At 61.0% G+C, this 13,674-nt stretch carries 15 protein-coding genes; 2 read left to right on the forward strand and 13 right to left on the reverse strand.

The window, feature by feature from the left end; all coding sequences use genetic code 11:
* Positions 1 to 15 precede the first annotated feature (15 nt).
* Positions 16 to 333, reverse strand: coding sequence for a hypothetical protein (locus SynMEDNS5_RS10520; protein ID WP_255440135.1), 318 nt, complete (start codon positions 331 to 333; stop codon positions 16 to 18).
* Between the two features lie 28 nt (positions 334 to 361).
* Between SynMEDNS5_RS10520 and bioA the strand changes: the two genes are divergently transcribed.
* On the forward strand, positions 362 to 1,648 hold the full coding sequence (gene bioA / locus SynMEDNS5_RS10525) for an adenosylmethionine--8-amino-7-oxononanoate transaminase (RefSeq protein WP_255440136.1): 1,287 nt from the start codon (positions 362 to 364) through the stop codon (positions 1,646 to 1,648).
* Here bioA and SynMEDNS5_RS10530 read toward each other — a convergent pair.
* Together SynMEDNS5_RS10530 and SynMEDNS5_RS10535 are read right to left on the reverse strand one after the other, a co-directional pair.
* On the reverse strand, positions 1,632 to 1,898 hold the full coding sequence (locus SynMEDNS5_RS10530) for a DUF3143 domain-containing protein (RefSeq protein WP_370593529.1): 267 nt from the start codon (positions 1,896 to 1,898) through the stop codon (positions 1,632 to 1,634). The genes bioA and SynMEDNS5_RS10530 overlap by 17 nt on opposite strands.
* Positions 1,798 to 2,370 carry a J domain-containing protein gene (locus SynMEDNS5_RS10535; protein WP_186583336.1) on the reverse strand — a complete coding sequence of 191 codons (573 nt, stop codon included), beginning with the start codon at positions 2,368 to 2,370 and terminating at the stop codon, positions 1,798 to 1,800. The genes SynMEDNS5_RS10530 and SynMEDNS5_RS10535 overlap by 101 nt, the downstream gene beginning before the upstream one ends.
* A 60-nt stretch (positions 2,371 to 2,430) precedes the next feature.
* Between SynMEDNS5_RS10535 and rsmG the strand changes: the two genes are divergently transcribed.
* Positions 2,431 to 3,195, forward strand: a complete 765-nt coding sequence (gene rsmG / locus SynMEDNS5_RS10540; protein ID WP_186583337.1) for a 16S rRNA (guanine(527)-N(7))-methyltransferase RsmG — start codon at positions 2,431 to 2,433, stop codon at positions 3,193 to 3,195.
* On the opposite strand, the gene SynMEDNS5_RS10545 is transcribed toward rsmG, so the two are convergent.
* From SynMEDNS5_RS10545 to SynMEDNS5_RS10590, 10 genes are all read right to left on the reverse strand, one after another.
* Positions 3,171 to 4,373 (reverse strand): aldo/keto reductase, encoded by a 1,203-nt coding sequence (locus tag SynMEDNS5_RS10545; RefSeq protein ID WP_186583338.1) that lies wholly within the window; start codon positions 4,371 to 4,373, stop codon positions 3,171 to 3,173. The two genes, rsmG and SynMEDNS5_RS10545, sit on opposite strands and share 25 nt — an antisense overlap.
* A 5-nt stretch (positions 4,374 to 4,378) precedes the next feature.
* Positions 4,379 to 4,777 (reverse strand): ferredoxin, encoded by a 399-nt coding sequence (locus SynMEDNS5_RS10550; RefSeq protein WP_186583339.1) that lies wholly within the window; start codon positions 4,775 to 4,777, stop codon positions 4,379 to 4,381.
* A 16-nt stretch (positions 4,778 to 4,793) separates the two neighbouring features.
* Positions 4,794 to 5,186 carry a DUF1257 domain-containing protein gene (locus SynMEDNS5_RS10555; RefSeq protein WP_186583340.1) on the reverse strand — a complete coding sequence of 131 codons (393 nt, stop codon included), beginning with the start codon at positions 5,184 to 5,186 and terminating at the stop codon, positions 4,794 to 4,796.
* On the reverse strand, positions 5,186 to 5,389 hold the full coding sequence (locus SynMEDNS5_RS10560) for a DUF2997 domain-containing protein (RefSeq protein ID WP_186583341.1): 204 nt from the start codon (positions 5,387 to 5,389) through the stop codon (positions 5,186 to 5,188). Before SynMEDNS5_RS10560 ends, SynMEDNS5_RS10555 begins: the two co-directional genes overlap by 1 nt.
* A gap of 70 nt (positions 5,390 to 5,459) precedes the next feature.
* Positions 5,460 to 6,269 carry a HEAT repeat domain-containing protein gene (locus SynMEDNS5_RS10565; protein ID WP_186583342.1) on the reverse strand — a complete coding sequence of 270 codons (810 nt, stop codon included), beginning with the start codon at positions 6,267 to 6,269 and terminating at the stop codon, positions 5,460 to 5,462.
* Between the two features lie 15 nt (positions 6,270 to 6,284).
* Positions 6,285 to 6,458 carry a hypothetical protein gene (locus tag SynMEDNS5_RS10570; RefSeq protein ID WP_186586032.1) on the reverse strand — a complete coding sequence of 58 codons (174 nt, stop codon included), beginning with the start codon at positions 6,456 to 6,458 and terminating at the stop codon, positions 6,285 to 6,287.
* A gap of 2 nt (positions 6,459 to 6,460) precedes the next feature.
* Entirely contained in the window at positions 6,461 to 8,224 is a 1,764-nt protein-coding gene (locus SynMEDNS5_RS10575; protein ID WP_186583343.1) for a sodium:solute symporter family protein, read from the reverse strand.
* Positions 8,225 to 8,255: 31 nt separating this feature from the next.
* A complete protein-coding gene (gene rlmN, locus SynMEDNS5_RS10580; RefSeq protein ID WP_186583344.1) occupies positions 8,256 to 9,311 on the reverse strand; it encodes a 23S rRNA (adenine(2503)-C(2))-methyltransferase RlmN in 1,056 nt (351 codons plus the stop codon).
* Positions 9,308 to 9,460, reverse strand: a complete 153-nt coding sequence (locus SynMEDNS5_RS10585) for a chlorophyll a/b-binding protein (RefSeq protein WP_186583345.1) — start codon at positions 9,458 to 9,460, stop codon at positions 9,308 to 9,310. The genes rlmN and SynMEDNS5_RS10585 overlap by 4 nt, the downstream gene beginning before the upstream one ends.
* 68 nt (positions 9,461 to 9,528) lie before the next feature.
* Positions 9,529 to 13,629 carry a DNA-directed RNA polymerase subunit beta' gene (locus SynMEDNS5_RS10590; protein ID WP_186583346.1) on the reverse strand — a complete coding sequence of 1,367 codons (4,101 nt, stop codon included), beginning with the start codon at positions 13,627 to 13,629 and terminating at the stop codon, positions 9,529 to 9,531.
* Positions 13,630 to 13,674 lie beyond the last annotated feature (45 nt).

Genomic DNA, 13,674 nt, shown 5'->3' on the forward strand with positions numbered 1-13,674 from the left:
AACTGCCGTTCATGCTCAACCCATGGGCCTGGAGCGAATGGGACAGTGGCCCAGCATCAGCGCCACGTGACGCACCGCCATGGTCAGGTGCCATCCCTGGCGCAACTGTTCGTGGATCTGCTCCACCTGGGAAGGGGACCATCCACGCATCTCGAGCCGGGTCTTGATCGAAGGCCATCCTCCTTCAAAAAAGATGCTGCGACAGCCTTCGCTGCCTGGCTGGCATCTGGGCTGGGAGGTCGCGGGGTCCACAAACCGTCGAGACCTTGGCTGTCCATTACGGCGGCGGGCTTCTGTGAAGGCCATCGATGCACCATCCGGACGCAAGTTCATGATGACAACAGGCAGTCGCGCATGCCCAGTGTCACGGAACCACCACCCCAACCTCTGGCCACCCTTCACATCCATCACCACCACGCCGCCACTCGAGCAGGTGGTGCGGGGCGAAGGGGCCTTGCTGCACCGTGCCGAGGGGGAACCCCTAATCGATGGAATCAGCAGCTGGTGGGTGACTCTGCACGGCCATGCGCACCCGGTGGTGGCGGCAGCCATCGCCGAGCAGGCTGCCACGCTGGAACAGGTGATCTTTGCGGAATTCACCCATCCCCAGGCCGAACGGCTCGCCCAGCGATTAGCCCAGCACACCGGCCTCGATCGCGTGTTCTTCTCGGATAACGGATCCACAGCGGTGGAAGTGGCTCTGAAAACCGCCGTGCAGTGGTGGCACAACCGCGGAGAGTCTCGCCAGCAACTGATCGCTTTTGACGGGGCCTATCACGGCGACACCTTCGGCGCGATGGCCGTTGGCTCCCGCAGCCTGTTCAGCGAGCCCTTCGATCCGCTGCTCTTCCCCGTCGCCCGGGTGCCCTGGCCGCACACGCACTGGCACGACGACACGGTGGAACGACGCGAACAGGACGCCTTGAAAGCTCTGGAGCAAGCGCTGACCACACCAACAGCAGCCGTGATCCTCGAACCGCTGGTCCAGGGAGCCGGAGGGATGCGCATGGTCCGTCCTGGCTTTCTGCGAGCCGTGGAACAACGGGTTCGACAGGCGGGCAGTTTGCTGATCGCCGATGAGGTGCTGGCAGGATTTGGCCGATGCGGCGCCCTGCTCGCATCCCAGCGGGCAGGCATTCACCCCGATCTGGTCGCGCTCTCCAAAGGATTGACCGCTGGATTCCTGCCAATGGGAATCACAATGGCCAAAGAGGCGATCTTCGAAGAATTCCTGGGAAGCGATCCCACCCGAACCCTCTGGCATGGCCACAGCTTCACGGCCAATCCTTTGGGTTGTGCCGCCGCCAATGCCAGTCTCGACCTGCTGGAAGCCGAGCCGGAGAAATACCAGCACTTTGAAGGCAGGCATCAGCCCCGTCTGGAACGCTTGGCCCGCCATCCCAAGGTCGAACGGCCAAGGTTATGCGGAACGATTGCAGCCTTCGACCTTGTGACCGACAGTGCCCAAGGGTATCTCAATCCCGCCGGGAAGATCCTGCGCAGCCTGGTGCGAAAGCACGGGGTGCTGATTCGTCCTTTAGGGGATGTGGTGTATCTACTACCTCCGCTGTGCATTAGCGATGCTCAGCTGGATCAGTGCTACGACGGCATCGAAATCGGACTGGACGCTCTCAGGGACCAAGCCTGAGGGCTGCTTCCACATCCTGCCGTGACAGTCCGTAGGGAAACGAGCAGGACCTTGCGGGTTGGGAGGACGTCCAGGTCACGCCCAGGTCCTCCTGATCCAGCCGCAAGCGGGCGCTCCATCCAGGCTGCTGCCAAACCCAGTCACAGGGATTATCCTCGCTGCGTCCAGCGCCCAAAACCTGCAGCCATTCTTCGAGAGCCCGCAACGAGTGCTGGTTCAGCGGCGTTTCTGGCGGAGGAAGCGGTGCCATCAAAACCACCACGATCGACATCGGAGATTCGAGTCTGCTCTTCCACCAGCCAACTCGGCTGGACCTGGAGCGCCAGCCCCCGATTCCAGGCCACACCGACCCCTAGCAGGAGACAGAGCAACAACGCTCCTGCGAGCAGGAGCAGCGACGTCCATTCCCCTCCGGAGAGGGGGCGTCGCTGACCGATCGCGTGGGGCACTGGCAAGGCGGGCTCCATGGCAGGACCAGGGCTGGCCTTCCGCTCCTCCAGTGCCGCGTCGTAAAGACGCCGCAAGCGCGGATCGGCCAATTGCTCATAGGCTTCCCTGAGCAGACGGAATTGCCTGGCGGCATCCTGTGCCGGCAAACGGGTCGTGTCCGGATGCACAGCTTTACTGAGCCTGCGGAAGGCCTGCCGCAGCATTTCTGTATCTGCGCCCTTGGGAACACCAAGACGCTCGTAATGGCTTAGATCCTGAACCGAGGATGGCATGCGGTGGGCTGAGTCCCCGGGCACAGCAACACTCTAGAAAGGAGAGAGGGGAAGGCCGTTATGCCTGAGTCAACGCCGTTCGCTGCTCCGGGGCCGGAGCTCTGGTCCAGGCTGGGCTGGAGGCCTGACTCGGTGCAACGCGAGCAACTGATCACTCTCCAGCAGTTACTGCGGGACTGGAACAGCCGGGTCAACCTCACCAGGCTCATGGAGGGGGAAGACTTCTGGATCACCCAAGTGTTGGACAGTCTCTGGCCTCTGAAACCCGAACTGGACTCCGCCAACAAACCCCGTCGTTGCATCGACGTCGGCACTGGCGGTGGATTCCCTGGCCTTGCGGTCGCCATCGCTCTCCCAGGAGCGGAGCTGACCTTGGTGGATTCTGTTGGCCGCAAAACTGCAGCGGTGGCTGCCATGGCTCGTTCCCTTGGCATGGCAGAACGGGTCAGAGTTCGCACTGAACGGGTGGAACGGACGGGGCAGGACCCCAACTGCAGAGGCCGGTTTGATCTGGCGATGGCCCGGGCCGTGGCCTCGGCTCCTGTGGTGGCCGAATATCTGGTTCCGCTGCTGCATGCCGACGGGCAGGCCTTGCTTTATCGAGGGCGTTGGCAACCGGAGGACCAGAGCGATTTGGATCCTGCTCTTGCCTTGCTGAACGCAAAAATGGTGGCGATTGAACGGTGTGAGCTGCCGTCGGCACGCGGCCCCCGCACTGTGATCCGGCTGATGCCCGAGAAGGCCACACCGAAGCTCTACCCGCGTGCCGTTGGCATTCCCGGCAAGCAGCCTCTCGGCGCTCAGGCTGACGACAACCGCTCCTGACGTTCGCCTCCCACCCGCTCACGCAGGTTGCGCAGACGCTCTGGGATGGAGGACCGCCAAGGACTATCGAGCAAGGCCGCATCAAGGTCTTCCTCACTCACGTCGCGATCAAGCGCGTCAGCATTCGCTCCGGGGAACCAGTGCCCAGCCCTGCCCAAGAGGCCATAACGCGCCCGGGCATAGCCCTCCAGGCCCCAGGCCTCCACAAGATTATGGAGCCAAAGGAGTACGGGCAGATTGATCTCCCCAGGAGTGGTTTGCCATCCGGGAAGACCCTGCCGCCAACTGCGCAACCAGTCGTGTCCCAGGGCCTCCACCTCCGCCTGATGCAAGCGGGCCTCGATGGGACTCACGAGAGCCTGGGCGTCATCCAGTCGACTGACAGCATCCAGATGCAGGTCCAGATCCTGAGGGCAGGCCGCACCCACACTGAGGGTGTGAACACGCTCATCGCGCAGACAGAACAGATTGTTGAAGACGATGGGGTGAAGAGGAGCGGTCAGTTCGATCAACCGTTGCGCAGGCGTGTGCAGGTGGCCCCCTTTGTCTGTCGGACTGATGATGAACACGCCCATGTCATGGCGGTGCGCAGCAGCAATCGCCGGCTCGTTGTCCTGCCGGATGAAATACCAGTGCAGGTTCACGTAATCAAAGGCGTCTGTCTCGATCGCTTCCACGATCACATCGGTGTCTCCATGGGTGGAAAAACCGACATGACCGATGCGCCCCGACTGCTGCCAACGCCGCACCACCTCGAGGCAACCTCCTGACCTGATCGTCTGGGCGAGATGGTCCCGTCTGTTGATGCCATGGATGGAGAGCAGGTCCACACGCTGCACCCCCAACCGCTGCATGCTGAGCTCCAGCTCAGCTTCAAACAGGGCAGGATCCTGTTGGGGGGGGACTTTGGTTTGAAGAATGCGGCCTGCGTCAGGAGAATCAGGCATGGCCCAGCCCAGCTGCCGCTCTGAGCTTCCGTAATGCCGTGCCGTTTCGATGTGATGGAAACCAAGGTCGACAGCACGTTCGAGGGTGCACTGCAGCAACTGCTGAGACTGCTCCGTGATCGCTTTCGCATCAAGATCGCTCCAGCTCTGCTGAAAGCGCATTCCTCCAAGGGAAAGAACCGGCATGGAGAGCTCGGTGCGTCCAAATCGGCGGGTCGGAAGACCTGTCATACGCCTCAGTCCCTTTGGGTGCCGCGGGGCAGCTGCCGCCGCGGTCTGGCCGGTGACGGCAATCCGAGGGGGAGCAGCTCCTGGGCATCAAGCTGCCGTCTCAGTGCAGGCAACTCGTCGAATTGAACCCAGTGAATGCAGTCCACAGGACAGGTTTCGATCGCTTCCTGAATCCGTTCACTGCTGTCACCATCCTGGCGAATAGCGCGTGATCGTCCGAGATTGGGTTCGATCGCGAAAGTATTGGTGGCCACGTGAGCGCAGTAGCGACAGCCAATACACACAGCCTCGTCAACCCAGACAGCCCGTTCGCGCAGCTCCCCACCCAGGACAGGTTCAAACCCTGAAACAGAGGGATTTTCAAGAGAGGAGGCGGAATATGCCGCTGCTGCAGGATCCTTCACGCTGGGAATGCCTTAATCAGGCGTCCCAACGGGTCACCACCAATTCAATCGAACCATCCTGACCAGTGGTCTGGTGCGCTAGGTCAAAACCCTCCTGACGACTGGCTTCGAGCACGGCGCGGAGTGCATAGCGTTGAGTGAGCTGGGACAGGAAACGCTCCACAGGGACTGACTGACGCCAAAGATCGAGATCGGTCACGAACTCGTAGGCACCGCTGTCTGCATTCCAGCGGAAGCCGAAATCAGCACCACCCTCGATGGCAACAGTCAGCTCCGCATCCACGGTCTGACCGCGGTAACCCCGCACGGCCTGCGTGCCTGCATCGGGGGCATAACCAAGGTCTTCGAGAGCTCCACGGAGTGGCTCGAGCTGGCGAAGTTCAGTCTTAACAGTGCTGAAGTGAGACATCAGGAGGGCTCGACGGACTGGGTCTGGTGAAGGTCTTGGGCGGTGGCAAACGCCTCGGATGTGGACTCGCGGCGTTCAACGGTGCCAAGTGCCGCTTCTAGGCGATCCGTGAGCTGCAGGCAGCCGTCACCGGCGATCCCCTCAACCGTTTCCTCGACGCGACCGTCGGGACGGATTCGGAATCGCACTGTGCGCTGAGGCATGCATCACCACAGAGTTGGACAAATGTTAGAGGCGATAGACCTTGCCTGGAGAGCCTCGTAACCGATCCGCTCAGAGCAGCAGTCCCTCATCAAGAAGAGTTTTCAACCGGTCCACAAGCTCGGGATCATCAAGCTGCTCAAGAGCGGTGCGAGCTTCATCGCGAACGGTCGCCTCACGATCCTTGAGCAGTGCGCTGACAAACGCCTCCACCACCTGATCCTGGCGAGGTTTCACCAGATGTTCATGCAAGCGGGCCAGGGCCCAGATGCAGTTGCTGCGTACAACGGGCTCACTGTCGATCTGGAGGCTGACAAGCAACTGCCCTGCGGCCAGATCGGACTTCGCTGCGGAGGTACTGCCAGCCTCGGCGAGGGATACAGAGGCCCAAAGACGCACCGATGCCACGTCGGTTTGCAGGGCGCGAATCAAGGGATTGAGAACTGGAGCGTCCGAGTAGTTACCGAGACTCCAGGCTGTGGCCTTGCGGACATAGGCGTTGCTGTCGAGCTGAAGCAGCCCAAGCAGGGGCTGAACGGCCTGGGTTGAGGGATTGCGCCCCAGGGCGTACACCGCACTCATCCGCACCACGGGGCAGGAATTGTCCAGAAGCGGCAACAGAAGTGGAACAGCACGGGGATCCCGATGCTCACAGAACACACGCAAACCCTGCAGGTACTGGTCATGGCCCTGATTCAGCCATTCCAGTCCTTCATCACAGGCTCTGGCTGCCTGAAGAGCATCATGCTCCGGGTCATCGGGAGCGATCTCATCGAGGGGATCCCCCAGCAGCTCAGCAGCCAGCTCACTGGCCAGCACATCAGGATCAATGGCCAGATCAGCCATTGCATCATTCCTTTTGGAGCTGAATGCGTCACCCATGCGCTGATCGTAATCTCAGCTGATCGGTGCGGGAGCCAGCATGTCCCCAGGAAGCCAGATGCGTGCACTGACGGCCACCAGGGCCAGAGCAAACAGCGCCACGATCAGGATGGGCAGCAAGGTGGAACGGAAGAACGCCACGACATCGAAGAGTTCGGCCCATTGTGACTGCAAGAGCGACTGAACCACGCTCAGACCAAGGTGACGGCACGCCCCGTTCTGCGCAGCATGAGGAAACTGACTCCAGCGACGATCAGTCCCATCCAACCCAACAGCTGCTGGTGCAGCAGGAATGCCCCCGAACCCAGCAAAGCCCCGAACAGGATGCCGGAACTGAACAGAAAACGGGCCATCAGAGTCGATAGCGATTCATCGGCCTGAACATCCCAGCGGCGACGCCACCGATCCCAGCCAGGCCCAGGCGGGCGAACCGTTTGCACGAAGCGTTCGAGCACCTCAGGGGTTTCCGGTGGTGTCAGCAGCATCACCGTCAGCCAGACCAACGCTGTCAGCCCAGTCGTGACCATTAAACGCTGGCCGTAATCAGTGATCTGCAGAAGGGGAACGACAGACGTCGCCAGACCCACCACAAAGCCGCAGAGCATGGCGGCGAGTTCAGCGGCGGCATTGATCCGCCACCAGAACCAACGCAGCACCAGCACCACGCCTGGGCCCGTACCGATGGCGATCACCAAACGGAAGACAGTACCGATGCTGTCGCTGATCAGGGCCGTGATCACGCCCAGCACGAGCAAGATCACGCTCATCAGCTGACCCACCAGCAGGAGCTCCCGCTGGGAAGCGTCCGGGCGCAAGAAACGCTGATAGAGATCATGCGTCAGGTAACTGGCACCCCAGTTCACAGAGGTGCTCACCGTGCTCATGAAAGCTGCCACCAGGGACACCACAACGAGACCGAGTACTACAGGCGGAAGAAATTGAACAGCCAAAGCCGGGTAGCTGAGCTCCCAATCCGCCTGATCGGGGAGGAGCACCAGCGCCGCCAAGGCAACAAGCACCCAGAGCCAGCTGCGCACGAGATAGTTCACCACCAGAAACACCCAGCCGGCGAGGCGTGCTTCCTGCTCATTGCGGGTGGCCAGCATGCGTTGGATGAACTCACCGCCGCCGTCACTCCTGCGGAAACTCCACCACTGCACGGTCAGATAGGCCAGAAAGGTGGACACGCTGATCCCAGCGCCACCGATCCAGTTGAACCCGTTGTCGTCCCAACGCCAGGGAACGATGGAGAGCACTTCAGGCCGGCCTAAAGCCTCCAGTTGCTCCAGGAGAGGCCCCATGCCTCCTGCTGCATGCACCGCAGCCCAGGCAACGGCCGCAGCACCGAGCAAGGCCAGGATTAACTGAATGAAATCGGTAATCACCACAGCCCAGAGTCCCCCGGCCACGGTGTAGGCCAGCACCAGCGCGGCCACGATGATCAACAGAAGGAGCGTGTCGGAAAGACCACCGGCAGCGGGGATGGGCTGGTTGGACACAATCCCCAGAGCACCGACCACCTTGCGCATGGCCAGGAACGCATAGCCGATGCCGATGCAATTCACGGGGAGTGCCAGCAGAAAGGCCTTGATTCCCCGCAACCAGGCAGCAGCAGCGCCTCCATAGCGCAGTTCAGTGAAGGCCGCATCGGTGAGAACACCGCTGCGGCGCCAAAGAGGCGCAAACACCACCGCCATGGCCACATGCGCGAGTCCGAATCCCCACCACTCCCAGTTGGCCGCCAGTCCCCTGGTCCCGACGATTCCTGCCACATAGAGCGGGGTGTCAATGGAGAAGGTGGTCGCGGCCATGGAGGCGCCCGCCAGCCAGCCGCTGAGCCGACGACCAGCCACGAAATAATCGTCTTCGCCGCGGTTCCTCCGTGCCAACCAGAGCCCCAGAACCAGCGTGCTGGCCAGATAGGCGATCAGGATCCACCAATCGATGCGGGCCATGGGGACGGACGGGTGATCCGCTGAGTCTCCCTTACTTCTGGCGTGAACGCCTCAGCTGTCCGCAAGCGGCATCTTGATCAAGCCCGCGGCTGGCGCGCAGGCTCACGGCCACTCCACGGCCTTCCAGCACGCGCCGGAATCCCTCGATGCGATCCCGCGTGGGACGCTGAAATTCTTCTTCTTCGATCGGGTTGTAGGCGATCAGATTCACGTGACTCTGAAAGCCACCGACCCGATCAGCAAGTTCCTCGGCATGGGCTGCATGGTCATTGAGACCGCCCAACAGGATGTATTCGAAGCTCACCCGCCTGCCGGTGATGGCCAGGTAGTGCCGGCAATCATTCAGAAGTGCGTCGTAGGGGTAAGCATGCGCCGTGGGAATCAGCTCTTCCCTGAGTGTCTGATTAGGGGCATGCAAGCTCACCGCCAAGGTGAACTGGGCGCGACCAAGCCGCTCCATGGCCAGTTCCGCCAGCTTGGGAAGCGTGCGAGGCACCCCCACCGTGCTCACCGTGATCCGGCGCTGACCGATTCCGAGATCATCGTTGAGACAGCGAATCGCATCGAGAACGGCCTCGATGTTCAGCAGCGGTTCGCCCATGCCCATGAACACCACATGGGATGGTCTGCGCTGCATCACTTCGCGCACGCTCAGCACCTGAGCGACGATCTCGTGGGTGTGAAGCGAGCGCTGCAGTCCCCCTTTTCCCGTGGCGCAGAAACGGCAGGCCATCGGGCAACCCACCTGGCTTGAAACACACACTGTGAGGCGCTGATCCGTGGGGATGCCAACGGTCTCCAGCGTTTCCCCGTCGTCGGTTCCCAAGAGAAGTTTGGTGGTGGCATCGGCGGCCACTTTTCGGTCCTGCTCCTTCAAGCGTCCGATGCTCACCCCACTGTCCTGAAGGGACGCCCTCCAGGACTTCGGGAGCACCGTGATCTCCTGCAGATCACTCGCCCCCTTGGCATAGAGCCAGTCATGAAGCTGTCGGCCCCGGAAGGCGGATTGTCCATGAGTGACAGCCCAGCGTTCAAGCTCGGAAGCCCCGAGCCCAAGCAGCGTTTTGGACTGCGCGGTACTGATCACCAGACCAGCAGTCCATGGCCAAGTTTGATTTCCACAGCCAGGAGTGCGATGAACCCGAGCATGGCCATGCGGCCATTCAGCAATTCGGTATGGGTATGAAACCCATACCGGGGAAGGCGGCGTACGGGAATCGTGGTGGGTTCAATCATGAGCAGGGCTGACCTGGAGGGACAGTTTGGGGAGATTGGACTGACGATCGCGGTGCAAGCCGCAGCCTTCATTCATCGCTGAGCAGCCCCTCTTCCTGCAGACCCTCAACAGCCTCCGCATCCACCACCTGCTCTTCCTTCAGCTCATTGTCGGCATCAGGCCTTGCGAAAGCAGCGAAATTGCTGCCAGCTTCAATGCCGTGGCGACTGCGGGTGGCCTCCAGGTCGGCATCACTGGGATCGTCAAGAACAGCGGTGGCATCAGCGACTGGCGCCGCAGGCATGTCCACGGTGTAGTCAGGACGCAGGTTCTGCATGCGGCGATAACCAGCAGGATCCTCCGCCAGGATGTCCGGATGCGGACCGGCTTCGGCCTTCAGCTCTTCTTCAAAGCCGCTGAACCCGGTGCCAGCGGGAATCAGGCGACCGATGATCACGTTCTCCTTGAGTCCACGCAGCCAGTCGCTCTTGCCTTCAATGGCCGCTTCTGTGAGCACACGGGTGGTTTCCTGGAAGGAAGCCGCGGAGATGAAGCTGTCGGTGTTCAAGGACGCCTTGGTGATCCCCAGCAGAACAGGGGTGAACTCGGCAGGAGCCCCTCCGGTAATCGACATCGCCTGATTGGTGTCTTCCACCTGACGGAGCTCGATCAGCTCACCGGGCAGCAGGGTGGTATCGCCTGCATCCTCAATGCGCACCTTGCTAGTCATCTGACGAACAATCACTTCGATGTGTTTGTCGTCAATGGAAACGCCCTGGGACTTGTAAACGTTCTGAACCTCAGTCACCAGACGGTGCTGAAGCTTGGCGATGGCCTCCTGCGCCGCTTCCATCAAGGGCTTGCGGCTGCGCAAATCCTCGAAGAAGCACTCCAGCAGCTCGTGCGGGTTGATGGGGCCGTCAGTGAGCAACTCGCCGGCAGTCACCTGCTGACTGTCACTCACCATCACGTTGCGCCCCAGGAGAATCGGGTACTCAGAGACGGCGTCGTCCGCCTCGATCACTGTCACCGTGATGTTCTCATCATCCTCATCCTGTTTGATCTCAATGGTGCCTGGCTTTTTGCAGAGAATCGCTGATTCGCGCGGACGGCGAGCCTCCAACAGTTCCTCGATCCTCGGCAGACCCTGAACAATGTCGCCAGTCTTCTGGCGTTCGAACACCAGCAGAGCGAGGCCATCCCCCCGCTGCACCAGATCACCGTCGCGGACATGGAGCAAGGAATCCGGCGAAACCATGTAAGGCCGGCCCAGGCGCAGGGTGACGCTCTTGCTCTCAACCTTCTCAATCTCACCGCAGCAGTCGGAGGGCTGTCCTGCAGCGAGGTCTTCTCCATCCACGATCCGCTGACCGACGGTCACAACGGGCTGGGAATTGGTGCTGATAGTGAGCGTATCCTCCGGACGCTCCACGATCAACCGGCGCACAGGCTCCTCAGGCGTTGCCTCAGGCATCTGGGCGATACCCTCCTGCTTGCAAAGAATCTGGGTGGTGGCGATCACCTCACCAGCCTTGATCGACTGGCCATCTTCCACTTGAAGCTCGGTATGGGTGGATCCGTGGCTGGAGTCGGAAATGGTGTCACGCCGAACCAGGATGCTCTCCAGGATCACGAGCTGAAGACGTTCGATCGTCTTTGCGCGCTTGTCGGGGACCGCTTCCACATCCACAGTCATCTGAGGCGTGGTGTCGAATGTCTCCAGCATCAATTGCGTACGCAGAAGCTCAACACCCTCCACGGACTTGACCAGTTCGTTGTCTTTGAAGGCAAGACGCTGGCTGGCCTTGAGGCCAAGGTGAGGTCCATTGGGCTGTTTGACGTGACCCAGATCAGGCAGCTGAGCCTCGTTAGGAATCGTGTACTCCTCAACCGGGCGAAGTAGGAGACCGCTGCCTTCAGGTGTTTCCACCGACTGCACATAAACCATGGCATCGGTGTTGATCCCCTTGGCGATTGGCTCCCCGGGGTTGACCATCACGCCATCACCCTGGAAGCGCTCCAGCGCTTTCTTGTCGGTGCAGAGATGGAAGCTGCCGCTGCGAACGATGATCTCGCGAAGAATGTCGTTCTTCTGGGTGACGGTGACGATGCCAGCCGTCTGACTGAAAATGTCCTTGACCACCTCAGTGCCGGCCTCGATCCACTGGCCGTCAGTGATCATCAGCAAGGAGATGTCCTTGTTGATCTCATGGGTTTCCTGAGGAATCCAGAGCAGGGTTCCCCCCTTGTTCACCTCGTAGCCGTTCTTGGCGGAGCGAGCTTTCTTGATGGCGAGTCCAGGAGCGAAACGCACCAGACCACCGGTCTGGGTGCGGAACCGATCATCATTGAGTTCAGCTACCACCTCGCCACTACCGATCTTGCTGCCTGGGATGGTGTTGAGTCGATAGCGGGTGCCGTCCTTGGCCTCCAGATTCCAGATCTCTCCAGCATGGGATGACTCACCAAGCAGTTTGAAATCCTTGAGGGTCATGGCCGTTGTGACGATCTGCACCTCACGGGAATCACCCAGGGCTTCTCGAAGGCGAATGGCGCCGCCGAACTCGGTTGCCTGACTTGCCTCAGCAAGCACCTGGCCCTCCGTCACAGTCGCCCCGGCGGACACCACCGGACGCGCATTCGGCGGCAGGTTGTACACGTCGCCAGCCAGCACCCACATCCGACCGAGTCGCTGAGCCTTGTGGGTGATATTGCCCTGACGGTCGGTGACCTCACGGGGCTGGATGGAGGGGTCATAGCTGACTTGACCAGCCAGGTCGCAGATCACGTCCTTGGTGGCCTTCTCCACGCTTTTCTTCACCGCACCGGCTGCGATCTGGGCAACGGTGACATCGGCCTCGATGGCCTGGCCGTTGTCCACGAAAAGCAAAGAACCGTTGGTGATCTCGATCTTCTGGGGCTTGCCTTTGCCGGAGGGCTGGATCGTGAGGTTGAAATCAACCTCTGCCTGCTGGGCGTTAACGCCATGGGGGGTGCGATAGGGGCGCACGCGCGCCTTGACACCGAATTCCACCGTTCCTTCCAACTTCGAGCGCACCACACCGGTCTCGGCGGTGGACACACCTCCGGTGTGGAACGTCCGCATGGTGAGCTGGGTGCCTGGTTCACCAATGGATTGAGCGGCAATGATGCCGACTGCCTCACCGAGGTCCACCAGCTCGTTGTGAGCCAGCGCCCAGCCATAGCACTTACGGCAGACGGAACGGTTGGCCTCACAGGTAAGTGGTGAACGCACGCTCACCGCCTGAACGCCGGCTTTCTCGAAGCGCTTAGAGAGGGGTGGATCGATTTCGGTGTTGCGCTCAGCCAGCACCTCCCCATCAGCACCCACCACCTGATCGGCGGTGAGACGTCCCACCAGTCGACTTCCGTATTTGCCGTCTTCTGCCTTCACCAGGATGCAACGGCTGGTGCCGCAGTCGTCCTCGCGGACGATCACATCCTGCGCCACATCCACGAGTCGGCGGGTGAGGTAGCCGGAGTCGGCGGTGCGCAGGGCTGTATCAACCAGACCCTTGCGAGCGCCGTAGGAGGAGATCACGTACTCCGTGACGGTCAGTCCCTCCCGGAAATTGGTACGGATCGGCAGGTCGATGATCTCCCCTTGGGGGTTGGCCATCAGGCCACGCATGCCCACCAACTGGCGCACTTGGGACATGTTTCCCCTGGCGCCGGAGTTGGCCATCATCCACACGGAGTTGAGCGGATCGTTCTGGTTGAAATTCTTCTTGACCGCATCCACCAGACGCTCATTGGTCTCCGTCCAGGTATCAATCACCTTGGTGTGGCGCTCAACCTCCGTAATCACACCGAGGCGATAGGACTCCTCCGTCGCGGTGATCAGCTCCTCAGCCTGTCCCAGGAGGTTCTGCTTCGCTTCCGGGACCTTGAGATCGTCCACGGAGATAGAGACAGCCGCCTGTGTGGCGTAACGGAATCCGAGATCCTTGAGCTGGTCGGCCATGGCCGATGTAGCCGCGGTGCCGTGATGCTTGTAAGCCCAGGCCACCAGCTGCTTGAGACCCTTCTTATCAACAATCCGGTTGCGGAAGGGGGGTGGCGTTTTGGCCAGAGGACGGGTCTCGGGAGCAGAGGCAGCAGCCTTGGCGGCCTTAGAGGCCTTGGATCCCTTAGAAGACTTGCGGGACTTGGAAGGAGTGGAAGTCATGACAGCGCTGAGAGGAGAGGGAGGAGAAGGCGAGCGAATCGAAGT

This window comes from Synechococcus sp. MEDNS5 (genome assembly GCF_014279875.1).
Taxonomy (GTDB): Bacteria; Cyanobacteriota; Cyanobacteriia; order PCC-6307; family Cyanobiaceae; genus Synechococcus_C.